Source organism: Ahniella affigens, assembly GCF_003015185.1.
Taxonomy (GTDB): Bacteria; Pseudomonadota; Gammaproteobacteria; order Xanthomonadales; family Ahniellaceae; genus Ahniella; species Ahniella affigens.
The window spans coordinates 824,124-849,457 of sequence record NZ_CP027860.1 but is presented as its reverse complement, the minus strand read 5'-3'; the positions used below and the strand labels follow the sequence as shown (position 1 = coordinate 849,457).

The 25,334-nt window shown below is 61.0% G+C and carries 19 protein-coding genes and 2 pseudogenes; 16 read left to right on the top strand and 5 right to left on the bottom strand.

Annotation, left to right across the window (positions count from 1 at the left end; all coding sequences use genetic code 11):
- The first annotated feature begins 3 nt into the window (after positions 1 to 3).
- The 5 genes from C7S18_RS03140 to C7S18_RS03120 all read left to right on the top strand — a co-directional run bounded on the left by C7S18_RS03140 (position 4) and on the right by C7S18_RS03120 (position 4,715).
- A complete protein-coding gene (locus tag C7S18_RS03140) occupies positions 4 to 951 on the top strand; it encodes an MlaD family protein (RefSeq protein ID WP_106890174.1) in 948 nt (315 codons plus the stop codon).
- 8 nt (positions 952 to 959) lie between these two features.
- A complete protein-coding gene (locus C7S18_RS03135; protein WP_170113076.1) occupies positions 960 to 1,601 on the top strand; it encodes an ABC-type transport auxiliary lipoprotein family protein in 642 nt (213 codons plus the stop codon).
- Positions 1,601 to 2,140, top strand: a complete 540-nt coding sequence (locus C7S18_RS03130; RefSeq protein WP_106890172.1) for a hypothetical protein — start codon at positions 1,601 to 1,603, stop codon at positions 2,138 to 2,140. The genes C7S18_RS03135 and C7S18_RS03130 overlap by 1 nt, the downstream gene beginning before the upstream one ends.
- A gap of 7 nt (positions 2,141 to 2,147) precedes the next feature.
- Positions 2,148 to 2,615: a ribosomal protein S18-alanine N-acetyltransferase gene (gene rimI, locus C7S18_RS03125; protein ID WP_206207967.1), complete on the top strand. Its 468-nt coding sequence runs from the start codon at positions 2,148 to 2,150 to the stop codon at positions 2,613 to 2,615.
- A gap of 96 nt (positions 2,616 to 2,711) precedes the next feature.
- Complete coding sequence (locus C7S18_RS03120; protein WP_106890171.1) at positions 2,712 to 4,715, top strand: lytic transglycosylase domain-containing protein; 2,004 nt, start codon at positions 2,712 to 2,714, stop codon at positions 4,713 to 4,715.
- 149 nt (positions 4,716 to 4,864) lie between these two features.
- Here the strand turns inward: C7S18_RS03120 and C7S18_RS03115 are convergent, their stop codons facing one another.
- Positions 4,865 to 5,314 carry a nuclear transport factor 2 family protein gene (locus C7S18_RS03115; RefSeq protein WP_106890170.1) on the bottom strand — a complete coding sequence of 150 codons (450 nt, stop codon included), beginning with the start codon at positions 5,312 to 5,314 and terminating at the stop codon, positions 4,865 to 4,867.
- A 276-nt stretch (positions 5,315 to 5,590) separates the two neighbouring features.
- On the opposite strand from C7S18_RS03115, the gene parC reads away from it, so the two are divergent.
- On the top strand, positions 5,591 to 7,831 hold the full coding sequence (gene parC / locus C7S18_RS03110) for a DNA topoisomerase IV subunit A (RefSeq protein ID WP_106890169.1): 2,241 nt from the start codon (positions 5,591 to 5,593) through the stop codon (positions 7,829 to 7,831).
- Between the two features lie 236 nt (positions 7,832 to 8,067).
- On the opposite strand, the gene C7S18_RS03105 is transcribed toward parC, so the two are convergent.
- On the bottom strand, positions 8,068 to 10,713 hold the full coding sequence (locus C7S18_RS03105; protein WP_106890168.1) for a beta-propeller domain-containing protein: 2,646 nt from the start codon (positions 10,711 to 10,713) through the stop codon (positions 8,068 to 8,070).
- A 529-nt stretch (positions 10,714 to 11,242) separates the two neighbouring features.
- The gene (locus C7S18_RS03095; RefSeq protein ID WP_170113075.1) at positions 11,243 to 13,882 is read right to left on the bottom strand and encodes a beta-propeller domain-containing protein; all 2,640 of its coding nucleotides are present in this window, start codon (positions 13,880 to 13,882) and stop codon (positions 11,243 to 11,245) included.
- Between the two features lie 144 nt (positions 13,883 to 14,026).
- On the opposite strand from C7S18_RS03095, the gene C7S18_RS24135 reads away from it, so the two are divergent.
- From C7S18_RS24135 to C7S18_RS03080, 3 genes and pseudogenes are all read left to right on the top strand, one after another.
- Positions 14,027 to 14,653, top strand: coding sequence for a rhomboid family intramembrane serine protease (locus C7S18_RS24135; RefSeq protein ID WP_170113074.1), 627 nt, complete (start codon positions 14,027 to 14,029; stop codon positions 14,651 to 14,653).
- A gap of 195 nt (positions 14,654 to 14,848) precedes the next feature.
- Positions 14,849 to 14,938, top strand: a pseudogene (locus C7S18_RS25245) (hypothetical protein); the annotation flags it as partial.
- 252 nt (positions 14,939 to 15,190) lie between these two features.
- Positions 15,191 to 16,348 (top strand): annotated as a pseudogene (locus C7S18_RS03080) (NupC/NupG family nucleoside CNT transporter); the annotation flags it as partial.
- Positions 16,349 to 16,424: 76 nt separating this feature from the next.
- Here C7S18_RS03080 and xerC read toward each other — a convergent pair.
- On the bottom strand, positions 16,425 to 17,354 hold the full coding sequence (xerC, locus tag C7S18_RS03075) for a tyrosine recombinase XerC (protein WP_240623973.1): 930 nt from the start codon (positions 17,352 to 17,354) through the stop codon (positions 16,425 to 16,427).
- A 357-nt stretch (positions 17,355 to 17,711) separates the two neighbouring features.
- On the opposite strand from xerC, the gene argS reads away from it, so the two are divergent.
- From argS to C7S18_RS03055, 4 genes are all read left to right on the top strand, one after another.
- Positions 17,712 to 19,478, top strand: coding sequence for an arginine--tRNA ligase (gene argS / locus C7S18_RS03070; RefSeq protein WP_106890164.1), 1,767 nt, complete (start codon positions 17,712 to 17,714; stop codon positions 19,476 to 19,478).
- Positions 19,478 to 20,032 carry an SPOR domain-containing protein gene (locus C7S18_RS03065; protein ID WP_106890163.1) on the top strand — a complete coding sequence of 185 codons (555 nt, stop codon included), beginning with the start codon at positions 19,478 to 19,480 and terminating at the stop codon, positions 20,030 to 20,032. The genes argS and C7S18_RS03065 overlap by 1 nt, the downstream gene beginning before the upstream one ends.
- Before the next feature lie 222 nt (positions 20,033 to 20,254).
- Positions 20,255 to 20,635, top strand: coding sequence for a DUF2782 domain-containing protein (locus C7S18_RS03060; protein ID WP_206207966.1), 381 nt, complete (start codon positions 20,255 to 20,257; stop codon positions 20,633 to 20,635).
- 22 nt (positions 20,636 to 20,657) lie between these two features.
- Positions 20,658 to 20,936 carry a YcgL domain-containing protein gene (locus C7S18_RS03055; RefSeq protein ID WP_106890162.1) on the top strand — a complete coding sequence of 93 codons (279 nt, stop codon included), beginning with the start codon at positions 20,658 to 20,660 and terminating at the stop codon, positions 20,934 to 20,936.
- A 51-nt stretch (positions 20,937 to 20,987) separates the two neighbouring features.
- Here the strand turns inward: C7S18_RS03055 and C7S18_RS03050 are convergent, their stop codons facing one another.
- Complete coding sequence (locus C7S18_RS03050) at positions 20,988 to 22,163, bottom strand: serine hydrolase (protein ID WP_170113073.1); 1,176 nt, start codon at positions 22,161 to 22,163, stop codon at positions 20,988 to 20,990.
- A 206-nt stretch (positions 22,164 to 22,369) separates the two neighbouring features.
- Between C7S18_RS03050 and C7S18_RS03045 the strand changes: the two genes are divergently transcribed.
- The 3 genes from C7S18_RS03045 (at position 22,370) to C7S18_RS03035 (ending at position 25,329) form a co-directional block, all read left to right on the top strand.
- Positions 22,370 to 22,948 (top strand): TetR/AcrR family transcriptional regulator, encoded by a 579-nt coding sequence (locus tag C7S18_RS03045; protein ID WP_106890160.1) that lies wholly within the window; start codon positions 22,370 to 22,372, stop codon positions 22,946 to 22,948.
- Complete coding sequence (locus tag C7S18_RS03040) at positions 22,929 to 24,401, top strand: nitrilase-related carbon-nitrogen hydrolase (RefSeq protein WP_170113072.1); 1,473 nt, start codon at positions 22,929 to 22,931, stop codon at positions 24,399 to 24,401. The genes C7S18_RS03045 and C7S18_RS03040 overlap by 20 nt, the downstream gene beginning before the upstream one ends.
- 187 nt (positions 24,402 to 24,588) lie before the next feature.
- On the top strand, positions 24,589 to 25,329 hold the full coding sequence (locus C7S18_RS03035; RefSeq protein ID WP_106890158.1) for a TMEM175 family protein: 741 nt from the start codon (positions 24,589 to 24,591) through the stop codon (positions 25,327 to 25,329).
- Positions 25,330 to 25,334: the final 5 nt, after the last annotated feature.

The window sequence follows — 25,334 nt, the reverse complement described above, 5'->3', positions numbered from 1 at the left end:
CGCATGAAACGCGATACCGTGAACTACACCCTGGTCGGCGCTTTTGTCCTGGCCTGCCTGATCGGCTTCTTCGTGCTGTTGGTGGTCATCACCGGCAAGCGCGAACAAGGCGTCGACTATTTTGCCGTCTACGACAATGTCACCGGCCTGAAAGTCGGCGCTCCGGTCTTCTACGAAGGCTATCGCGTTGGCTCCGTTCAAGGTCTGGAGCCCAGCCGGGACAACACGGGTGTGCACTACAAGGCGACGCTGTCGATCCGCGATGACTGGGGTATTCCCGACAATTCCATCGCCGCGATGCAGAGCACCGGGCTGCTTGCCGACGTCGCCATTGCGATTATCGAGGGCGACAGCAAGACCATGCTGAAGGCCGGAGCAACCATGACATCGCGGGGTGGCGGCGATGTCTTCACTGCGCTGAACGATCTGGCAACCGAAGCCACCGCGCTGACGCGCGAACGGATCCGGCCGTTGGTCGACACCCTCGACAAGCGCCTTGATTCCCTCGGCGCGAGCCTGGATGCCTCGGCACCCACTATCCTCGCCGAGGCCGAAAAGCTGCTCAAGGATCTGAACAAAGCCAGCAATGCCATCAATGACGTGCTGAAGCCAGAAAACCGACAACACATCGACGCCATGCTCGGTGATATTGCGAGCACGGCGGACGCTGCGGCAACGATCTCCAAAGATCTGCAGACCACACGCGCGAGCCTCGACCAATTGCTGAACGAGTTGAACGAGATTGCCGCCGAGAACCGTCCGGGGCTGCGCGAAACCGTCAATGATCTGGCAGAGATCACCAGCAGTCTGTCCCAGCGGATCGACGCCATCTCGATCAACCTGGAAGCATCCAGCCGCAATCTGAATGAGTTCTCGCGCGAAATCCGCAAGAATCCGAATCGCCTGCTGTTTACGCCCGAGGCCGACGACGTGATCGTCGAAGAGGAATGAGCCCGAACATGCCACTGCCCCGTCTGCCGACCCTCTTGCTGCGCACAGGCGCGGTGTTGGCAATTCTGCTGCTTGCCGCCTGCGCGTCGGCGCCGGTACCCGACATGGCGTTCTATCGCATGTCGAGCGTGCCTGATCGCGAGCGGGCGGCCGATGCCGAACCGCGCTTTCCGGTGCCCATCACGGTCAGTCCGTTCCGCGCCGATGGGGTCTACAACGACCAGGCCATTCTGTACGCAGTGAAGCCGGAAGGTTCGATCAAGGCATACCACTATCAGCTCTGGGACGAACCGCCTTCACTGATGCTGCAGCGGCGCCTGATTGATCAACTACGCGCCGAGTACGCGGCCAAACTGATCACCGACCGGCTCCCGCCTGGCCTCGATGCGCTCCGCATTTCGGGCCGGCTGCAACGCTTCGAGCGCGTTCGCATGAACCAGCGCTGGCACGCGCGTGTCCGGATGGAAATCCGCGTCGAGCGCCGGCAGCAAGACGCTCCATTGCTGCTCAACGACTATGGTGCAGACGTCGAGGCCGAATCGGACACCATCCAGGCCAGCATCCGGGCGTTTGCCGCCGCGCTGGACCAAAGCTACGCGGCCTTCAGCGCCGATCTGGCGCAACTTGATCTCAGCCCAAAGGCCCCCTGATGCTGTCGTCGGTCGAACGCGAGCGCATGCTGGCATTGATGGGTGTACCCACCTACGTCCTTCGGACCGAGGATGCTGCGCCAGCGCCGAAAGCGTCCACCGAAGGGATTGACCGACCAATCGGATCAACCGCCCCCGCGAGCAACGCCGGACTGCCCACGACGAGTTCGGGCAGCAACCCGCCGCGCCCGCCGCAACATGCAAGCCTCGATGCGTTGAGCGCATCAATCCGCGCGTCCGCTGAAGCCATGGGCAAAACGGTGCGGCCGGTTGTCAAACGCGGCCCAATGCCGATCCTGGTTGGCCAGCTTCCCGACTGGCCCAATCTGCAGCGCGATCTTGCCTGGGTGTTCGGGCAAACAGAGCCGGTGAGCCCGCCCGCACAATGGCCTGCCTACGCAGTCGTGCTGGGCAAGGATTTGCAGGTTCCGGCCAGCGTGATCAGCGTTCGGGTCAGCCTGCCACTGCGCTCGGCCAGCGCCAAACGCGCCTTGTGGCGGCAGTTGCGGCCATTGCTGGCCACCGCACGTCCGGTTTGAAGCAGCCATGTCGGCGTTCTTGCGGGCGATGACCGATGACGATCTTGAGACGGTTGCGGCGATCGAGCAGACCGCCTATGAATTCCCGTGGACCTTGCAGATCTTTCGCGATTGTCTGCGCGCCGGATACGACTGTTTTGTGCTCGCCGATGGCGCGGCGATCTTTGGCTACTTCGTCCTGGCGGTCGCCGCCGAGGAAGGCCATGTGCTGAACATCGCGGTCGCGCCGGCCTACCAGGGCCAGGGCATTGGCAAGCGCCTGATGAAGCGCCTGCTCGACCTCGCGCGCTGGCATCGCGCTGATCGGGTGTTCCTGGAAGTCCGCCCGAGTAATCCCCGGGCGATCGGCCTTTACTACCAGCTTGGCTTTTTGGAGATCGGCAGGCGCCCACGGTACTACCCCGCCCGCGATGGCCGGGAGGATGCCATGGTGCTCGCGTTGGATCTCATCGAGCCCAACACTGCGGCAGGCTGAACATCGGCTTCACACGCGGGTCGCAATGGTTGGCCAAACCGCACGGTGTTATGAGCGTCATGATTCTGCCCGCGGCAACATCGATAAGCTTTGTGGATGATGAGAATTGACTTAGTTCGATCGTTCCTGCTGGCTGGACTGACCCTGAGCACAGCGCTGGCCGCAGATACCAAAGACCCGTTTCCGGCCGCGCTGACTGCGATCGAGCGCGGCCAGACCAAGACATTGCCACCCGAATTGGCGACTCATGTGCTCGCGCCGTATTTGGCGCACGCCTTGCTGCAGAAAAACCCCAAGCGGCCTCAGGCAGAGCGCCTGGAATTTCTGAAGCAGTATCCGGACGGTCCGCTCGCCCAGGGGATTGCGGAAGGACTGCTACGTGAATTTGCCGCCGCGTCGGAACATCAGAATGTCCTGGCGCTTCGGCACTATGTTCGCCAAACCAGCGATCGCTGCCTGCTGCTGCAGAGCGAGATTGCGCTGAACGAACGCCCGGCCTCGGAAATCGTCCTCGACATCGTGGCGATCTGGGACACCCCAAACAGTCTGCCGGATTCCTGCAATCCGTTGATCAGTTATGCCGACTCCCTGAAAGCGATTGGCCCCAAGGAAGTCCAAAGTCGCATCGAGAAAGCGTTCCTGCATGGACAGGCCCAACTCGGCGTCTATCTGGCGCAACGTCTGGGCAAGACCGAACAAATTGCCTATCAGCATGCGCACGACTTGTTACATGCGCCGAGCAAGCAGCGCCGCAGTCTGAAGACCTGGCCCGATGATGCGCCGCACCGCGAGGCCATATCGCTCGCGATTGCGCGCCTTGCTAAACGCGATCAGGCGTGGGCCATCACGCTGTGGCGCGAAGCCAATAGCCGGTTCAAATTTGAATCGGCGCAAAGCGCTCGGATGCTTGACCCAATCGCGCTGTATCGGGCCAACGACTACGCCAGCGACGCGTCGACCTGGCTCGGCCTGATTGAAGTCGGGCAAGACAGCTCCATGACGCGCGAATGGCGCGTGCGCGAAGCGCTCGCACGCGACGATATTCTGGCCGCCGATCAGGCGCTGGCACGTCTCGATGCGACCCAGCAACAAGACCCACGGTGGCGCTACTGGCGCGCCGTCATCGATGAGCGACTGAAGCGCACCGATACCGCACAGGCCGCGTTTCGGGCGTTGGCGGATTCACCAACCTTCTTCGGATTCCTCGCGGCCGATCATCTCGCGCTGCCCTACAACCTGTGTCTACGCGAACCGCCCACGCCAGAAGCCGCCGCGACACTAGTCCAGGCGATTCCGGGCATCCAACGCGCATTGGCGCTGTATCAACTGGATCATCATCGCTGGGCCGCCCGTGAGTGGGATTTCGTTCTACCGACCTTGACCGAAGCCGAGAAAGTCGCTGCTAGTGTGCAGGCACAGGCGATCGGCTGGTTCGACCGCGCGCCCTTCGCGCTGACCAAGCCTGAGGAAATGCGGTTCTACAGCCTGCGCTTCCCGAACGCGTATCTGCCATCGATCGTCAGCTGGAGCAAGCAGGCACAAATCCGGCCAAGCTTTGCGGCGGGCGTCATGCGCGCTGAAAGCGCGCTGGTCGTGGACGCCGTATCGGGTGCCAACGCGTATGGACTCATGCAATTGCTACCCAGCACCGGCAAGCGAATTGCCAAGCTGGAGGGCGTGCCGTTCACCAGCAATCAGCGCTTGTTTGATCCGGACTTCAATATCCGCCTCGGCACGCGCTACCTCAATGAACTGCTCAACAAGCAGTCTTTAAGCGAATATGCCGTGCTGGCGGCCTACAATGCCGGCCCGAGCCGCATGGCGCTTTGGCAGACCCAGCGCGGGCAATTGCCCGTCGATGTGTTCATCGAAACGATCCCGTTCAAGGAAACCCGGGAATACATTGCCCGCGTGCTGAGCTTTGACTTGATCTACGACTGGCGCCTGAACGGTGACGTGATGCCGCTTTCTGATCGTCTGAAGACCAAGACCATCGCTGACACGGGGCTGCGCAAGACCGTGACGTGTCGACTGCCAGGCGCCACGCCGGCAATCCAGCCTAAGAGTCCGACCGCACGGGCTAGTGCGACCCATCGGTGACCCATTGGTTCCGGGCCGATGCGCGCGTCGTCGACTTCGGCGGACGCATCGGTTCGCAGGAGAAGCCCGCGTCAACACAGCCTGCTGGCACCGGCGGCCTGCCTGGGGTCGCCTCAATATGCTTGCTGCACCAACCAGATGCTGCCGCGTTATTGGCTTGCCACTTCGGTGGTTTGCACATTGGCGACCACCCAGCGGCCTGATTCGTACACGTAGGTGTCGGTGAATCGGTAGTCGGTCTGAAAGGGTTTGCCTTGATAGCGCCCGGTCATGTGCGTTCGCCCGGTGACCAGCGCGGCTTGGCCAAAGCGACGAATCTGGAATTCCTCGACCGTGTAGGGGTCGATTTCGAGTTCGGCGGACGTGAGGTTGGCGATAAACCGATCCCGATCAGATAGCGCACCCGCACTACTGATCGCCAAAAAACGCGCCGCCATGTTTGCCGCGATGGCGTCTTGATCCTTTCGCACAATCGCGGCGTCCCAGGCATCAGCCTGTGCCTTCAAGGACGCTTCAAAATCGAGCCCGGACCGGGGCATTTGTGCGCACGCGCTCGTGCCCACAATGAGGATCGCAGTCAAAACGGTCTGATAACGCACACGACACTCCCGGGCTGGCACGCCGCCCGATTCTAGTCCGGCAAATCAGACGTTGAGTGGTCTGTCGAAGAGTTCCATTGCGTGCTGAGTGCCTGCTCGGCCTCGTTGTCGCAGAATCAATCACTTGGGTGACAGGCGCCTTGCGGCCAATCCGATGCCACTGGTGCGCCACGCCCACAAGTCATTGAAAATCAAAGCACATCTTGCAACAAATCGGACAGTGGCCGGAGACTGTGAATATAATGGCCGCTTTGCCCTGCGCAACCGAGTTTCAGCATGTCTAAAACCCCTGGATATCAATCCTTTGAGCAAGTGCCGCTCAAGGACTACGCCGAGCGCGCCTACCTCGACTACTCGATGTATGTGGTGCTCGATCGTGCGCTGCCGTTCATTGGCGATGGTTTGAAGCCGGTACAGCGTCGCATCGTCTATGCGATGAGCGAGCTCGGACTCGATGCCCAGGCAAAGCCGAAAAAATCGGCGCGCACGATCGGTGACGTGATCGGTAAGTTTCATCCGCACGGCGACTCGGCCGCGTACGAGGCGATGGTGTTGATGGCGCAGCCGTTCTCGTATCGCTACCCGCTCATCGAAGGCCAGGGGAACTTCGGTTCGCAGGACGATCCGAAAAGCTTTGCCGCCATGCGCTACACGGAAGCGAAACTCAGCAAGTTTGCCGAATCATTGCTCAGCGAAATCGGCCAGGGCACGGTCGATTGGGCTGCGAATTTTGACGGGACGCTGGAAGAGCCATCGTGGCTGCCGGCCCGACTCCCGCAGGTGCTGCTGAATGGCACCACAGGCATTGCCGTGGGCATGGCCACCGATATTCCGCCGCACAACGTGCGCGAAGTGGTGACTGCGTGCATTCGCCTGCTCGACGATCCAAACGCCACGGTCCGTGATCTGTGCGAGCACGTTCTGGGCCCGGATTATCCGACCGATGCCGAGATCATCACGCCACGCGAAGAATTGCTGAAGATCTACGAAACCGGCGCTGGCAGTGTGCGCGCCCGGGCGGTTTATACCCGCGAGGATGGCAACATCGTCATCACTGCGCTGCCCTATCAGGCCTCGGCGGCCAAGGTGCAGGAGCAGATCGCGAATCAAATGCGGGCCAAGAAGCTACCGCTTCTGGAAGATGTCCGCGACGAATCCGACCACCAGAATGCCGTGCGCCTCGTTCTGGTGCCACGCTCGAATCGCGTGGATGCCGAAGAGTTGATGGGCCACCTGTTTGCGACGACCGATCTCGAAAAGAGCTATCGCGTCAACCTGAACATGATCGGCCTCGACGGCCGACCGCAGCTCAAAGATTTGCGTACACTGCTGAACGAATGGCTGACTTTTCGCACCGATACGGTGCGTCGGCGTCTGACGTTCCGTCTCGAAAAGGTCGAAAAGCGTCTGCACCTGTTGGAAGGGTTGCGCATCGCCTATTTGAATCTGGACGAAGTGATCCGCATCATTCGCACCGAGGAAGAGCCTCGGGCCAAGCTGATCAGCCGCTTCAAGCTCAGCGAGACGCAGGCGGATTACATCCTCGACACCAAGCTGCGCCAATTGGCGCGACTCGAAGAGATGAAGATCCGCGGCGAAATGGACGAGCTCGAAGAAGAGCGGGCGCGGATCAACTCGACGTTGAAATCCAAAGACCGCCTGAAGATGCTGGTCAAAGATGAACTCCGGAAGGATGCCGATCAGTTTGGCGACAAGCGCCGCTCGCCGCTGATCGCACGCGCCGTTGCGCAGGCCCTGTCGGAAGCCGACCTGATGTCGTCTGAGCCGGTCACGATCGTGCTGTCCGAGAAGGGTTGGATCCGCTCTGCGAAGGGTCATGAAATCGATGCGTCCACCCTCAGCTACCGCGAGGGCGACAGTCTGCGCGCGTCATGCAAAGGGCGCAGCACGCAACAAGTCGTGTTCTTCGATTCCGAAGGTCGGGCGTACGCCACACCCGCACATTCGCTGCCATCGGCGCGCGGCCATGGCGAGCCGCTGACGGGTCGTTTCACGCCTGCATCAGGCGCGCGATTTGACGCGCTGATCGCGGCCGATCTGAATCAGAAGGTGCTGATCGCGAGTTCTCATGGCTATGGCTTCATCACCAGGTTCGAGAATCTCACGTCACGCCAGAAAGCCGGCAAGGCGATGGTGTCGTTGACCGATGGCGCGCACGTTTTGGCGCCAGCACTCGTGGGCGATTCGTCGCGCGATCGCATTGTGGCGGTGACCAATGCCGGCCACATTCTGATGTTCTCGGTGGCTGAGCTACCGGAGCTCGACAAGGGCGGCAAGGGCAACAAGATCATCGAGATTCCGAAAGCCAAGCTCGGCACCGAACAGCTGGCCGGCGTCACCGTCATCGCCGATGGTGCCAGCGTGTTGATCTGGAGCAACGGCCGCAAGCTGACGCGCACTTGGAACGATCTGGTCGAGTTGCAAGGTGTTCGCGCTGAGCGCGGTTCGTTGCTACCGCGTGGCTACACCCGCGTGGATGCGATCGAGCCGGGCTGAGCGAATCCTTGAGATCAGCGCCGGCTCTACGTTCCCAACGTGCGCATGGTTCACTTGTTGTGGGAGGGCCTTCAGGCCCGAATCGGTCTTGCCGCAAGATCGGTTCGCGGCTGAAGCCGCTCCTACAAAAACCGGCGCGCTGTTCGATACAAAAGTCTTCTGGCCTGTTGTGACCGGGTCCTTCGGCGATCACCCCTCTCGACAAGCGCTGCGTCTTGGCGAGAGTGTGGCTATGTTCAAGGATTGAGGCGCGGCAGCAGTCCCGACTGACTGTCGAGGCGATTGCCGAAAATGCCGTGGTCCAGGAACAAGTAGAGCTGATTGCCGTAGATCACCGTACGCGCATCCGAGGTTCGAATCGGATCATCGGCGGGGTTGTCGGTGGGAATGTTCTTGGCTTCCAGCAAGCGCCCGCTGCTACGTGAAAACAGCATGCGCAGCACAGACAACGGCTCCGTCACGCCAGGCGTTGCATCAATCCCCAAGCGAACCGGCGTGGTGAGCCAAATGCTGTCGGTGCCCGTGTCGGTAACACTGATCGCGTGCGGATCGTTGCGCAGCGGCATCTCGCTCGCGGCGCCACCGAAATAGAAATGCTGTTGCGCGGAAACCGGTTCTGACACCTGGCGGTTGTCAAAGAGACTGAGCTTCAATCCCTCGGACGCCAACGGCGTCGCACCGGTACCCGTGGCATCGACGCCAAAGCCGAGCAGCTTCTGATCGGGCAATCGATACACGTACTCCGAGTAGGCACTCAGATCGAGTCGGCCGGCGATCTTTGGATCATCGGAATTCGACAGGTCGATATCGAACAGCGGATTCGGCGCCGGTAGTGCCAGAAATTGCAGGCGATCCTGGAACAGGCGCACATTTTGTGCCGAGGCGCCCGCATTACCGAGCGGATCCGGTCGATTGGCATTGGGCAAGCTCGCATGCACGTCCAGATGTTGCGTCGCGCTGTTTTCACGCAGCACCGTCAGTAGTCCCGCAGTCAACGTGTCGCCCGACTGCAAATCACGAATGGCCGTGAACACGCGCAAGTCGCCAGCCTTCTCCTGCAGCCCCCACGTGGTGCGCGAACCTGCCGCAAGCGTTCCACGCACATCGGCACTGCCCCGCCATGCCAACGTCGTGGCACCCAGCTTGTGAATGTTGGTCATGGTCCGGTACGACAGAATGCGATTGTCGATGCCGAAGCTGCTGGGGTCCTGCCGTTGCGATGCCAAGTAGATCGTGTCATTTCCCACATACATCTGCGCCTGGCTCATCAGCATCGAGAAATGCTGCACCGCCGTTGGCGCCGACAGGGGAATGCGATGCACCGTCATGACCGTGCTCCCCAACGTGCCCGGCTGAAAGCCACCCAGCCACGTGTTGGCCGGCTTCAAGAGCATTTGCGGCGCATCGTTGCCAAACCGCCACCGGGGCCGCGTGACCACGGTCGCCGGGCTGTTCGGATCCGGTGACTGCAGCAACGAACTGTTGGTCAACAGGAGCAGATCATTGCCGTTTCGACGCAGCACGCCCGGACGCGCCTCGACGGTGTACTGCCACTCGATGGCAACTGAGTCATCGGCATTCACGCGGACAATCGTGAGGGTCGTTTTTGGCGTGACCGAAACCGGTTGCGGGCAACAGATGGCGAAACCATTCTGGTGATTGCTGGTCAACAGCGCAAAGCGATGCTGCCCATTGCTTGCTGGCAGGGCCAGGGCCGAATCGGCGTACTGCCAATCGGGCAACGGCAGAATCCGGATCGTCTGTGCTTCGGTGCGGTCATCCCGGATCCGCGTCATCCGAAACTCCGTCAGGGTGATTGGCGGTGACGTGAACACGGTACTCGCAACGCGGTGCACGACCAGATCACCACTGCGGGCCAACAAGTCACCTTCATCGACACTCGTTTCCTGCGTGCTGGTCACGCTGCCGCCAGGGCCACCGGTTGCGCCGGGCGGCAGTGGTGAGAAGTCGAGGCACTCAAACGGCAATTCCGGCGTCGCCGCCTGCACCATTCGGTAGTAGTCCTCCAACGCAGCGTCGCTGTGGAACGGCCGGGCATCGCTCGGACGCTCGCGGCCCGAGGCGGGCTCGCCGAGATTCGCGTACAGCGCGTGATCCTGGAACACGATCGCGTTGGGACTCTGGGAGAAGCCATCTGCCAGGGCGAGTTGCGCCGACAGCTCGCGCTCACTGCGGGGCTGAATCGAGATGTTCCCGGCACTCGCCTCGACCACGGAACAACTGCCATTCTGGCATCGCTTCTGAAAGCGCCGGGCCGGAAATGCCGCCGGATCGTTGGGCTTGCTCAGCTTGTAGCCCAACCACCAACGCGGATCGCCACTCGCATCGTAAGCCGTTGCGACCACGGCCAGCACCGGCCCCTGCGTCAACAGTGCCATGCCGAATCCAGGCTGGGCCGGGTTGTGCCACAGACCCGAGTAGTCATCCACCGAGCTTTGGCGCGTACTGATGACGCGTTCGATCTGAACCGTCTTGGCTTGCCCGCCTTGCGTCAGCACCAGATCAGCGTGATCCGCATCGCGATAGCGAAGGTCGATCGCACCCGCGACAAACTGTTGATCGACGCGCGCGTTCGCCGCATCCCAATGCGATTGCAACAGATCGGCTTGAATGCGCTGATTGCTCCGCGCACCGACGCCGACCTGCCACAGATCCTGTCCGTTCGCGTCGAACCCGGTGTAGAGCACAACCGTCTGCGTGCCCGCATGGGTCAAAACCAAACCCCAACCGGGATCGCTGGGTTGATACCACCATTCACTGACGACCCGCCCATTCGGAGCCGTCACGTGAGTCTGCGCGGTCGCAGTCAGCGACTGCAGGCCTGCGCCAATAATCAAACAAATCAGAGCAACGACTCGCATCAGGAAATCCTCTTTCCGTCTGTCAAAATAATGGAACCGGGTTGCAAGCAGCAGCGCTTGGACGTCGCAGATGCCTATTCCGGATTTGCACAGCGTGGTTCCGATTCAACCACCGCTGACACCACCAACACCTTGACCTGAGTTCAAGTTTGATCCCAGGCAGCTGTCATGGCAATGCTTGGCGCCTTCCGGCACGGCCATGGCAACACTGTGTTGGTTCATACTGAATAAGACGCAGCGCACAATCGCTTCCCCCAACAGCGCGACAAAACCAAGCCACCGTTCAGGCGTCACGGTGTTGATCGGCGCTTGCGCGACGCGCATCGGGACGAGTCGCAACGTCCGATACGATCACCGCACTCCAGCAGCGTAACGGCCGTTGCTTTTGCCGCGCCAGGCGATGTGTCGGATTCGCGCGCGTCAGATTCGCGCACGCAAGAAGGCTCAGGATGAGCGTTCTTCACCAACTACTTCAGAGCGCGCGCAATCCCGACGTCATTCAGGTTCTCCGCGCGGCAAGGGCCGCTCATCAGAGTACTTGCGGCAAGACCTCGATTGGGCTCGCCAGCGGCGCAGCATAGACTTGGTCTTCATGGAAGTAGTACAGCTGACTGCCAAACACGACGGTTCGCGCATCGTAAATGTTGTCGAATCCGTTGCTCTCGGCGCTGGTCGGGATCACCCGCGCTTCTAGAATTCGGCCTGCCGCCAAGTTGTAGCGGACGCGGAGCACGGCCATTGGTCCGTAGGTTCCGGGCGGAGCCGGCAGGGACAAGCGTGTCGGCGCCGTGAACCACAGATCTTCAGGACTGGACTGGAATACCGACACGGCATGCGGCTCATTCAGCACGGGCAATTGACTGTAGGCACCGCCGAACAGAAAGGACTGTATGGGGGCCAGACTAGAACCCCCGTCGTTCCCTTCAAACAGGCTCAATTTCAACGCCTCGGGTTGCCAGGCGTTGCTGCCGTTCGGATCCACCTCAACGCCGAATCCGAGCAACTTCCCGCTCGGCAGCTGATGCAGATATTCGGAATAGCCGGTGATTTCCAGTTCATCGGCGATTTTTGGATCCGTTGGATCGGAGAGGTCGATGGCGTAGAGCGGATCAATGCGGCGGAAGCTCACGACGTTGAGACGATCGCCAAAAAACCTGACGCCGCGGATCTCTTCGCCAGACCGGCCAATGGGTTGCGGTCGCGCTGCATTCGGCAATTCGGCCGTGACCAATAGTCGACGCTCGGTCGCGCTCGGCGCCAGCACCGTAAGCTTCGCAGCCGTTAGCAGTTCGACGCTGTTCGATTGGAAGTGATTGGTCAATACGCGCAATGTGCCGTGCCGCTCTTGCATCGCCCACGTACCGGCGTAGTCACCGACGAGTTGCCCGGCAACATCGGCACTGCCACGCCAGGACAAGTCCTGTGCATCCAGTTGATGAATGCCGGTCAGCGTCCGATACGACATCACTTGATTGTCTTCAGTAAACGAAATGGGCTCGACGCGCACGCTGCTCAAATACACCGAGTCCGGCCCGACATACAGATTGCCCTGCGAGCTGAACAGCGAGAAATGCTTGACCAGGTCTGGTTGCGCAAGCGGCAGGCGATGCACGGTCACCACAGTCGTGCCCAGTGTTCCGGGCTGGAAATCACTGAGCCAGGTGTTCTCGGCTCGAAGCAATGGCGCTGCGGCGCCACCCTCGAAGTGCCAAGTCGGTCGAAACGTCTGCCAACTGGTGCCGTCCGGGTTGACGCCGGTCAGCACCGACGCACTGGTAGTCAGCAGTAGTGCATTGTCCTGCAGCCGAAGCGCGCCGGCGCGGGCCGCGACGATATAGCGCCACAACTGGGAGACCTGTCCCAGCGCGTCAACCTCGATGACGGTCAGCGCGGTTTCCGGTGGCCACTCTTGCAGCGTCGGGGCACAGAAACCGAAGCCCGTCTGGCGGTTGCTGCTCAGCAGCGCGAATCGATGCCGACCGGCCGGCGCTGGCAAGACCACGGCGGATTCCGCGTGATGCAAGACCGGCAGGAACAAGTCGGCAATGTGGCTGGCAACCGGCATATCGGACCGAATGCGGGTGAGATTGAACCGGGATACCGATATCGGTGGATCGCTGAACAGGGTGTAGTGCGACCGGCTGACCACCAGGTCGCCGCTCCGCGCAACGATATCGCCCTCGTCGATACCAACCTCCTGAGTGTTGGTGCCGCTGCCGGCCGCACCAACTGTGGTGCCGGCCGGTGCGGGCGAGAAGTCGATGCATCCGTAGGGCAGTTCGGGTGAGGCCGTCTCGGCCAGCGTCAAATAGTCATCTAACGCCGCGTCGCTATGAAACGGTCGCGCATCGCTTGGATCAACACGACCGGATGCCGACTCGCCGATATTCTGGTAACGCCCGAAGTTCGCGAATACGGGGGCATTGGGCAATGGTGAGAAGCCGTCGTTCAAGCGAAGATGCGCGGAGAGGTCGCGCTCGTTGCGCGGTCGGATGGAAATGCTTCCGGCCAAAACCTCGGTCACACTGCACGTGGCAAGCGCGCAGTCCCGGCGGAATCGCTTCGCAACAAATGGCGCTGGATCATTGGGACGACTGAGCTTGTAGCCAAGCCACCAACGCGGCGCACCGGCGCCGTCGTACGCACTGGCGAGTACCGCAAGCACGGGGCCCTGCGTGAGCAGCGCCATACCGAATCCTGGCACTTCCGGGTTGTGCCATAGACCCGAGTAATCATCCACAGCGCTCTGCCGCGTGCTGACAATGCGCGCGAGCGCCACAGTGCGGACGCTGTCGCCTTGCCTGATTGTGGCCTCGGCTCGATCGAGCCCCACATAGCGAAAGTCGACCGCTCCAGCCACCCATTGCTGATCGACACGATTGGTGCCCGCATCCCAGTGCGATTGCATCAGCTCAACTGAGATCGCACTGACACTGCGAGACCCAACCCCGACCTGCCACACGTCGCGGCCTTGCCCATCGAACCCGGCGTACAGCATGACGGTGCGATTGCCGGAATGCGTGAGAATAAGGCCCCAGCCCGGGCTCTCCGGCTCGTACCACCACTCGCTGACCGCCCGACCTTGGTCTGCCGTCACATGGACTTGCGCGCACAAAAGCGGGCTGAGCAATAGCGCGTACAACCAGCACAATCGGTACAGGATGTTCACAGCACGATCCTCAAGCTGACGGCAGCCATTGCCTGATCGACGATCTGCGCGCGCATCTCCCCCAATGCACACATCGAAGCGCCGGTCCAATCGGACGCGAGCGCAGGCGACCGCACCCACATGATCCGATGGCATACTTGCGCCGTGCACGAACGCCCTCTCACGAACGACGACCCTCCTACCCGCACACCCATCACGATCGGTTTGATCGTGCTGTGTACGGCGGCGTTTTTTGTCGACGCCACGCTCGATCACCAGTTGCTGGAGATGTTCGCGCTTTGGCCGCTGACTGGCCCATTCGCACCCTGGCAACTGCTGACCCATATGTTTCTGCACGGATCGCCCGAACACTTGTTCTTCAACATGTACGGCTTCTATTTGTTTGGGTCGCCGATCGAGCGCGCGGTGGGGCGTTACCGGTATGTGCTGCTGATTGGCACCGGCGCGTTGACCGCAGGTCTGGTCCAATTGTTGGCGAACGCCATTGAGCAGAGCGCCGCGGCGACCGTTGGCGCGTCGGGCGCGCTGTTTGGATTGTTGTACGTGTTCGCGCGCTTGTTTCCGAAGGCGCGGATCGTGCCGTTGATCCCGCCGATCCCCATGCCGGCCTGGCTGTTTGTGCTGCTCTACGCGCTGGTGGAGCTCTACCTGGGATTCAGCCAGGCGGACACGCAGATCGCGCATTTCGCCCATCTCGGTGGATTGCTCGGCGGGTTCTTGGTGTTTGCCGGATGGCGCCTCATCAGTCGGCGCCGGCAGCTGCCACCCTGATTGGCATGCGCGCCAGGAACATCGAGGGACTGCCGAATCAATCACTTGCGCGCAGGATGCGACATCAAGCCCAGACGGCGTTGACGAAATTGGCCGAATTGCGGCAAACCAGACTCGCACCCGATTGCCCGGATCGCGCCCACCCGCTAGCCTCGGCGGTCAACATGTCGTGAAAACAACAAAGGGCGAGGATTTATGGTTTTGAGCGTGCTCTGGGGTGCCTTCGGGTTGAGCTGTCTGGTGTTCATCGCCTGGCTGTTCTCGAACAATCGCTGGCGGGTGGACTGGAAGCTCGTCTTGACGGGCATTGCGCTGCAGATCGCCTTCGCGGCCGTGGTGCTGCTGGGTCACAAGATGATCCCGACCTATGAGTCGATTCTTGGCGCCATGAGTCTGAAAGAAATCTGGCGGCCATTGATTCTCGTATTGAGCATCAGCGCGATCGTCCTCTACTTGGCCAGTGGCCGATTGGCGGCGCAAGCCAATACCCTGCGCCTAGGCGGCCACATCGCACTGGGCTTGGCCGCGGTTTTGGGCCTGCCACTCTTTGCCGAGGGTTTTGACAAGCTCGGGCATGCGTTCGTGCAGCTGTCGTCGTACACGCAGAAGGGCTCGGAGCTGGTGCTGGGCGACGCGGCGAGAGCCGACAAGCTTGGCTTCATCTTCGCATTCCAAGTGTTGCCAACCGTCATTTTCTTTGCGGCGTTCATGGCGATTCTGTATCACCTGGGTGTCATGCAGGTGATCGTGCGGGCCATGGCCATTGCGATCACGAAGGTGATGCGCGTGTCCGGCGCCGAGACCACGAGCGTATGTGCGAGCATTTTCATCGGCCAGACCGAAGCGCCGCTGACCGTGCGCCCGTACATCAGCAAGATGACCGAATCAGAATTGCTGACCATGATGATTGGCGGCATGGCGCACATCGCTGGCGGCGTGATGATTGCCTATATCACCATGCTCGGTGGGCCCGATCCCGAGCAGCAGGCCATTTTTGCGAAGCACTTTCTGGCCGCGTCCATCATGGCCGCACCCGCCACCTTGTTGATCGCCAAGATCCTCGTTCCCGAGACCGGCACGCCGCTGACCCGCGGCACGGTCAATGTCGAAGTCGAAAAGACGGCCGCGAATGTGATCGACGCCGCCGCGGCCGGCGCGTCTGACGGCATGAAGCTCGCCATCAATATCGCGGCGATGCTGCTCGCATTTACCGCACTGATCGCTTTGATCAATGCGATGATTGGCTGGTTTGGCGATTTTGCTGGGATCAACGCGTGGTTGAGCGAAGGCAAGGATGCACCGGTGAGCCTCAGCCTGAACATGATTCTGGGTGAGCTGCTCCGCCCGGTTGCGTTTCTGATTGGTGTGCCGTGGCAGGAAGCGAACACCGCTGGCGGCCTGATCGGCCAGAAGATCGTGCTGAACGAGTTCATCGCCTATGGCGAATTGGCCAAGGTTCCGATTGGCGAGGGCGCCGGCATGATCAGCAGCCACACGAAGTTGATTCTGACCTATGCGCTCTGTGGCTTTGCCAACTTTGCATCGATTGCGATTCAGATCGGCGGAATCGGTGGCCTGGCCCCCGACCGGCGGACCGATCTCGCGCGCTTCGGCCTGCGGGCGGTACTGGGTGGCTCGATCGCCACATTCATGACCGCCACGATCGCGGGCGTGCTGTCGCAATTCGCGGCCTGAGCAGACCGCGATATTGCTGTTTACGCAAAGGCCCGGGCTGACCGCCCGGGCCTTTTTCTTGCGCAATGAGCGGCGATCAGGAACTCGTTTTCCGGGCCCTTGGATGTGCCGCATCGTAGACTTTCGCCAAATGCTGGAAGTCCAGATGGGTGTAGATCTGCGTCGTCGCGATATCGGCATGTCCGAGCAACTCCTGGACGGCGCGGAGGTTGCCACTGGATTCGAGCACGTGCGACGCGCACGAATGCCTCAGCAAGTGCGGGTGCAACCGCTGCCAGATGCCTTGTCGCTGCGCCCAGGTTTTCAATCGAGCTTGCACGTTGCGGGTCGAGATCGCCTGTTCGCCGCGCGCCGTGAACATGGCCTGCGTGTCGTTGGCAGGTTGCTGCAACGTGCGCCAAGCGGCCAGCGCAGCAAGCGCCACACTGCCAACCGGCACGATTCGCGTCTTGTTGCCCTTACCTAACACGCGCAATAGTCCCGCGCCGGCATCCAAGTGTTCCCAGCGGAGCGCCGTGAGCTCGGACAGGCGGAGCGCTGATGAATAGAACAGCTCGAACATCGCGCGATCGCGAATCGCCAGAGGATCGTCCTCGGGCAGTTGCAGGAATCCCGCGAGCTGATCGGCATCGAGCACGGACGGCAACTTGCGCGCGGACTTCGGTGGCCGCAGGCCGCGCGCCGGATTCGCACCGATGCGGCCATCACGAATGAGATCGTCAAAGAAGGAACGGAGCGCCGAGAGCTTGCGCGCCAGACTCTTGCCGCTCAAGCCACCCCGATGTTCCGCGGCAACGAACGCACGCACATGCTCCGCGCGAACCTGCAACCAATCCAAAGGCCGCGGAAGCGTTTGCATCCAGTTCGCGAACCGCTGCAAATCCTCGGCGTAAGCGGCCACGGTCCGTTCCGACAACCCGCGCTCACCAGAAAGCCGCACCAAATAGGCGCTGACCAAGGCCGAGACGGGCGCTGGCGGTATTGACAGGGCGCGGGACTTGTTCACAGAGGCAAATTCTCGGTGCCGTTTGCAGGCCCTAGTTGTACTCTAAACTGACGTTGTTTTTCCAAACCATTGATTAAACAAGACTTTTAAGGATTTTTAGCGATCGAGTCTTGACACTTACCGGACTTGCTGAGCGCCGCGCTGGCTCTGGCCCCGGGCGATTTCCCACAAAGTTATCCACAGGCTGTGTCGGGCCGACGGGGCGGTCTCCCAGACGACCGCAAATAAACACGATTCTGTGCCGGGCTTACATGCTGAATGCCAGCAAGCTGCCCGAATCGCCCTGCTCCAGTTCGGGAGTTCGCACGTTGGCAGCCTGCTAGACTCGTGGTTTCGTATGCATGCAGGAACCTCGTAGTGAAAGACATCATCCGCTCCCAGATCGACGCAGCCTTTCAGGCACTGGCTGCTGAGGGCTTGCTGCCTTCGGCGACTGTCCCGGACTATGCGATCGAACGTACGCGCAACAAGGCGCACGGCGATTTTGCCGTCAACGTCGCGATGCAAACGGCCAAACTGGCGAGCCGCAAACCGCGCGAAGTCGCGGAATTGATTGTTGCGCGCCTGCCTCAGCATGCGGATATTGCCAAGGTCGAGATCGCTGGCCCGGGCTTCATCAACTTGTTCCTGCACGCCGACGCGCTGACGCGCACGGTCGCTCGCGTGCTTAGCAATCCGCGCTATGGCTTTGCGATACCTGCATCGCGCCAATCCGTAACGGTTGAATACGTTTCGGCGAATCCGAATGGTCCGCTGCATGTGGGTCATGGCCGCGGCGCAGCCTATGGCTCGTCGCTCGCCAACCTGCTGGAAGCCGGTGGCTACAAAGTGCACCGCGAGTACTACGTCAACGATGCCGGCCGCCAGATGGACATCTTGGCGATCAGCGTGTGGTTGCGCTATCTCGAACTCAGCGGCGAAACCATTCGCTTCCCGGACAACGGTTACAAGGGCGATTACGTCCATGGCATTGCCCGTGATCTGCGTCTGAACGATGGCGGCGTGTTGCACCGCCCTGCATCCAAAGTACTGAACGACCTGCCGCTCGATTTGAATCAAGGCGGCGGCGAAGAAGGCAAAGAAGCCCATGTCGATGCTCTGATAGTCCGGGCCAAGACGCTGCTCGGCGAGAACGAGTACAAGCGCTTGTTCAATGCTGGCCTGAAAGCCGAGTTGGCCGACATCAAGGACGATCTCGCCGGCTTCGGTGTGATTTACGACAACTGGTTCTCGGAGAAGTCTCTGGCCACCTCGGGCGCGGTGCAGCGTGCGATCGATGTGCTCAAGGCCCAGGGTCACATGTACGAACAAGACGGCGCCTTGTGGTTCCGGGCGACCACGTTCGGCGACGAGAAAGATCGCGTGGTCGTCCGCGAAAACGGCGCCACAACGTATTTTGCGTCGGACATCGCGTACCTCCTGAACAAGTTCGACCGCGGTTTCGACCGCGCGATTTACGTGTTTGGCGCAGACCACCACGGCTATGTTGCCCGCCTGAAGGCGGCCGCGCAGGGTCTCGGTGTGGATCCGAATCGGCTCGAGATCAAGCTCGTTCAGTTTGCGGTGCTGTTTGAAGGTGGTGAAAAACAACAGATGTCGACGCGTGCCGGTCGATTCGTGACGCTGCGCGAACTTCGCGAGGACATTGGTCGCGATGCGGCGCGCTTCTTCTATGTGATGCGCAGTCACGATCAGCATTTGGACTTCGATCTCGATCTGGCGCGTTCACAGTCGCTCGACAACCCGGTGCATTATCTGCATTACACCCATGCGCGTCTGTGCGGCGTGTTCCGCAACGCGGTGGACAAGAATCTTCGCTACGACCGTGAGCTTGGCCTCGCGGCATTGGCTGAATTGAGCGAACCGCAAGCCATTGATGTGCTGCAACGGCTCTCGGCATTCCCCGAGTTGGTCGAGGCGGCGGTTGAGAATCGTTCGCCGCATTTGCTCGTCAATGGTCTCCGCGAACTGGCGGCAGCGTTCAATGCGTTCTACAACGAACACACGCTGCTCGTTGAATCGGGCTCGCTGCGTTGCGCACGCATGGCGTTGGCCGAAGCCACGCAGCAGGTGCTGCGCGAAGGCCTCGGTGTCATTGGCGTCAGCGCGCCGGAGCGTATCTGATGGCCAAAGCACGCGCACAAGCCACCCGGCACCATGGCGGCGAGCGCGGCCCGCTGCCTTGGTGGGTGTGGTTGCTGAGCGGCATCTTGATTGGCCTCGGTTTGTCCGCCATCGTCATGATGAAAGGCTGGGCACCGAAGCTTCGTAACGAGGCACCGACGCCGACGCCGCCAGCGGCCAACGAGATCAAGCCTGCGGCCGAACCGGAGAAACCGAAGTACGGTTTTTACGAGGTTCTCCCGGAAATGGACCAAGTCGTGCCCGAGGCCTTGGTCAAGCAAGCCAACCAGCAGCCCGCGCAGCCCCTCGACGCCAACCAACGTTACATGCTGCAGGCGGCGTCATTTCGCAATGGCGCTGATGCCGAGAGTCTGAAAGCCAAGCTGGCGTTGCTTGGGCTTCGCGCGAGCGTGCAGACCGTGGCCATCAACGGCCAGGATTACTTTCGCGTCCGTGTGGGCCCGTTTGCCGACTTGCGCGAGCTGGACACCGCGAAGACCACCCTTGAAAGCAACGGCCTGCAAGCCATTGCACTGAAAGAAAACGCGCCATAATCGGCGCGTGGGCCTAGTGCCCTGGCCCGCAAATAGCTCGAACAACGTTCTCGCCTTTCAAGCCAATGCTGCGTTGGTTGTCGTCGCCGTAGTAACCACTACGTCCCATCCTCCCGCTCTTGGCTCGAAATTTTTCCAAATTTGTTTCAAGCTATTTGCGGGACAGGACGCTAGCTGGATTTGAGCCCAGTCCCAACCTTTTGGCAGCAAAGGAGCACGGCAATGAATTCGCGACTGTTGATGGGGCTTTGCGCCCTGCTGATTGCATGGGCCAGCCTGGCCCAAGACGCTGCGGCACCTGCTCCGGCGACAAGCCCGGACGAGGAGGTCTTGAATGTCGATCCGCCGCGCCCGGCCGATGTGCCGATCCCAGACAAGATTCCTGGCCCGAATGAAGAGCCGCCGGCCGTGACCATCCGCAAGGAGGATGGCCTGACGATCGAGGAGTACCGCCAAGGCGCACAGCTCACGATGGTGCGGGTGACGGCAGAGAACGGCATGAGCTATACGTACCTCGACACCGATGGCGATGGCCGACTCGAAGGCGACACGAAGGACGGCCCGGTGTCCCCAGTGTTCTTCACCATTTACGAGTGGGAATGAGGTTTATCGGAGCGCTTTGGTCATGATGACGTACGTCTATCGCAGCGACAAACGCCCGGAAACATACGTGTATCTGCGTCAGCAGGACGCGTTCGGCCTCTTGCCACCTGAATTGCTGAAGGCGTTGAGCCCACTCAAGCCGGCGCTCAACTTCGATTTGCATCCCGAGCGGCAGCTCGCCCGGGCGGAAACCAGCAAAGTGCTCGCGAACCTCGAACAGATCGGCTACTTCGTGCAGTTTCCACCGAACGAAACCACGCTCAAGTACCTGGTTGGCGACGAGCGCGATCAGTTGGTGTGACGCCCGCTGATCGCACGCTCCTGATCGGGCGCTCCGGGTTGCGGCCGCCCGTCAGCAGAACCGGTCTGCGATGGCCGAGAACACCGGAAGTGCAACCTGCTCGTAGTCGTAGGCATCATCGTTCAATACCCCATCGGCATTGACGTAAATCGACGTGGACACCACCATCAGCGTACCGGTCTCCGTGTTGAGGAGCGCCTCCGCATCGTTCAAGTAGCCGTAAGCCTGCCCCGACTTGCCATAGAGCCGCACATGCCCGCGCTGCACGCCATTCGGCAGCAGAAACTTGGCGTAGTTCGCCGGGAACGCTTCCGGTGAGTAGGGTGGATCCGGTGATTCTGCCGGCCAGCGCGCCATTTCTGTGAGCACGGCAAGGCGGCTGGCCTCACTGATCTGCCAGCGCTGCGCCGCTGGCACGGCTTCCGGGCAAATGAGCGCCAGGAGCATCTGATGCATGTCGGCAATGTCTAGGTAGTTGCTCTCGGAAAAGTCGTGCGCACCGCTCACAATTTGCTGCCCGTCGAACCAGCCGCGCCCAGCGAGTGCGGCGCCATGCGGGAACCGCCGAATCGTCCGGCTGACTCGTTGCGGGATCGTAAGCCGCACACCGCCCACGGCATTGCGGAGCACGACTGCGACCGACTGCCGATTCAGGTTCGGGTTTGGCGAGCCCATTCGCGACACGATACGGGCATTGGGGTAACCAAGCTCGGCCAGGCGTTGGTGAATGACATCCTGGCCGAGGAACTCGTACAGCCGGTTGGCAGCGACGTTGTCACTCACCACAAACACGCGCCGCAGCGTTTTCAGGAACCCTTCCGTGCTGGGCTCTTGGATCGACCATTCGCCCGAAACCGGCGGCTCGGACAATTCGATGCGGGCATCCAGCCCAAGCCCTGCCGCCTCGATCTGCTCCAGCGCCATCAGAGCCAAAGGGAGCTTGACCCAGCTTCCGGGCGCGAACCACGTCTGGTCGGCAAGCCCCTCAGACTGTGTCAGCACGCCATCGCTCCAGCGCGTGCGTCGGGGGTCGAACGCGGTCCAGCGCAGTCTAAATTGCAGCGCCGGGTCCATAACCTGGCTGCGCCAGGGTTCGGGCAGTCGCGTGCGAAAATCATCCCGTGCCAGCGACGATTGGGCACGCTGACTCTGGCAGGCACTCAAACCAGCAGCACCGACCAAAACACAGGCCGCTGACAACGATTGCAGGATTTGGCGTCGATTCATGGCTGTTTTCCCATTCAAGCAGTAAGAGCGGGGCCGCCCCTCAGGTTGGCCGAGCGCAGCCCCATCTGAAGCATACGGCATGACCGTCAATTCTTTGTGGCTGGTGCCAAGCCCGCCGACGCAGCCGGCCGGAACGGCTTCAGGCAGTATGACTGATGGCACCCGGGACTTGGCGCGCAGAGCAATCATGTTTACACTGTAAACCTATGAACACCACCGCCCAGAGTATTCTCCAAATTGCCCGCCACATCTTCGAAACGGAGGGCGCGGGCGCCGTCAGCATGCGCCGAGTCGCTGAGCAAGCAGGCATCAGCGCCATGGCGATCTATCGCCATTTCGAAAACCGCGAGGCCCTGCTGCAGGAAATCGCCGACGCGGGGTTTGCCGAACTCGCCGGGTTCTGGACGCCCAAACGGACGCGGCAATCACCGTTGAAGCAGATCGAGGCCATGCTCGGCGGCTACATGGATTACGCACTCGCGCATCCTCGGATTTTCGACTACATGTTTGCCGAGCCGCGCCCGAGTGCCCGAAAGTTCCCTGAGGATTTCCGCAAAGGTCGGTCACCAACAGGCAACCTGCTCGCCCAGGCTGTTACAGCCGGCATCGACGCCGGCGTGTTAGCACGCGACAACGTCTGGGACGTCAGCATGGCGCTCTGGGCCCATGCCCATGGCTTGATCTGCCTCTATCGCGGCGGCCGCTTCAGCTATGACGAAGCGGCGTTCCGGAAGTTCTATCGCCGTTCCCTCCAGAGACTCATCCATGGACTCCGTGCCAACTGATCTGCAGCCACCCGCGCCCGAGGGCGCACAGGCACCGTCGCGACGATTACTGATCGTTGGCGCACTCGTCAGCGCGTGCCTGTTGTTTCTGAGCACGGGCCTGGCGCCAATTCCGTGGCTGATGCTGATCGCCCCGGTACCAATACTGATTCCAGCCTATCGCCACAATATGCTGCTCGCGTTGGGAATGGTGCTGATGTGCTGGGCGATTTCCGGACTCAACCTGTTCGGGTATCTGCGCGGCGTGCTGGAGTTGCCGCTACTAATCATTGCGCTCGCCATTCTGACCCCGGCATGGCACGCCGCCTTAGCGTTTTTCATCAGCAAACGTCTGCACGACCGTGGCCAGATGATCCTCGCGGCGTTCGCGCTCCCAGCAATCTGGGCGAGCCTGAACTATCTGGATGCGCGAGTGTCGCCACACGGCAGCTTTGGCAATCTGGCGTACTCGCAGATGGACAACGTGTGGCTCAGTCAAGTTCTTGCCTGGACGGGGCTTTGGGGGCTCGATTTTCTGCTGATATGGGTACCGACCGCGCTCGCACTGGCAGCAGCACCGACGCATGCGGGTAAGCGTCGGCGGCTGCTAGCGCTGGCAGTCGTACCACTGCTGCTGGTCGTGGCTGGCGCTACCTGGAGACTCCAACCAACGACAACCGGTCCGTCGATTCGCGTGGCCGCGTTGGCGTATGACGAACCCGCGTTTCCGATGCCAGGTGACGATCCCGCCACCCAGGCACTGTTTCAGCGGATCGATCAAGAACTCGCAGACCTGTACCAGCAGGACGTCCGCTACGTCGTGCTGCCCGAAGTCATCGCCAGACTGGATCCAGCGCAGATCAAGGCGCAATCGCAGCACTGGCAGTCCCTGGCCGATCAATACCAAATGACCTTGGTCATCGGCGTTGCCGAACTGACCAAGCCCAACGAACACAACGCGGCCTGGGTGATCCAGCCTGGGCAAGCCCAACTGCGGTATTTCAAACAGCACCTGCTGCCGTTCTTTGAGGACCGCTATGAGGCCGGCACCGCGTCACAGGTAGTCGACTCGGACAACCTCCGATTCGGCACGGCAATCTGCAAAGACTTGGATTTTCCCAAGCTCGGTCGCGACTATGGACTGGCCGGCTCGCAATTGTTGTTTGTGCCCGCTTGGGATTTCGGCGTCGACGGAAGCCTGCATGCGCGCATGGCGGTGTTTCGTGGGATCGAGAATGGCTTCGCCGTCCTGCGCGCCGCGCGCCGCGGCGAGTTGACCCTAAGCGATGCTCAAGGTCGGATTCTGGCCAGCGCGCCAAGCAGCGGCGGACGATTGCTTGCCGACCTGCCAATCGCCCCGCATATGCCCACGCTCTACCTGCGAATCGGCAATGCCTTTGCGTGGCTCTGCCTCCTCGTGAGTCTGCTCGCAACGGTGGTGGCGTTCTGGCCGAGGCGCGCTGGAACACTTTGACTCGCGCCAAGGATGGCGCATGCACCATGATCATCGATGATTCCGCACGTTGTGGCGCACTGGCACGGCTTGGCGCGCATGTGAATCGCTTTGCAGTCGTGACGCAATGTTGCCATCGCTGCGGCGCTTGTGATCCCGCAATCGCGCGGCTAGCCTGCGGCGACTCAAGACAATCGGATGCCTGCCGATGACCACTGCAACCAGCCGCCGTGAAGACGGTTTTTTCAACCGCGGGGACACCCAGACCCGCCTCGAAACCTTCGTCGATGCAGCCTTCGCGTTCGTGATGACGTTGCTGGTCATTTCATTCAATGACATCCCGAAAAACAGTACCGAGCTGATTGAGGCCCTGAAGGGCATTCCGGCGTTTGCGGCGAGCTTTGTCTTGTTGACGCAATTCTGGATGGCTCACAACAACTGGTGCCGACGCTATGGGCTCGATGATCAGCGCATGACCGTGCTCAGCATCATGCTGGTGTTTCTGGTGCTGATATTCGTCTACCCGCTGCGGGTTCAGTTCGCGAGCCTGTTCTATTGGATCAGCAACGGCTGGTTGCCGAGCACCTACAGCATCGCGAATGCGTCCGACCTGCAAATCATGTTCCTGACCTTTGCAGTGTCGTTCGGTGCCATGTCCCTGTGTTTTGCGCTGCTCTATCGGCATGCCTGGAACCAGGCCAATCGGATCGGACTCGACGCGTTCGAGCACGCGTCGACCAAACTGCACACATGGCAATGGGCGATCAATGTGGTCGTCGCGCTGGTGTCCATCGTGCTGAGCCTGTCATACGAACCAGGCCCCTCTGTGCTGCGCGCCACTGCTGGCGGAATGGTGCTGTTTCTGCTGCAACTCGCTTCCTTGCTGTTTGCAATCCAGCATCGTCGCCTACGCCGGCGTTACCTTGAGGCGAGCACCGCGAAGGCCTGAGAACC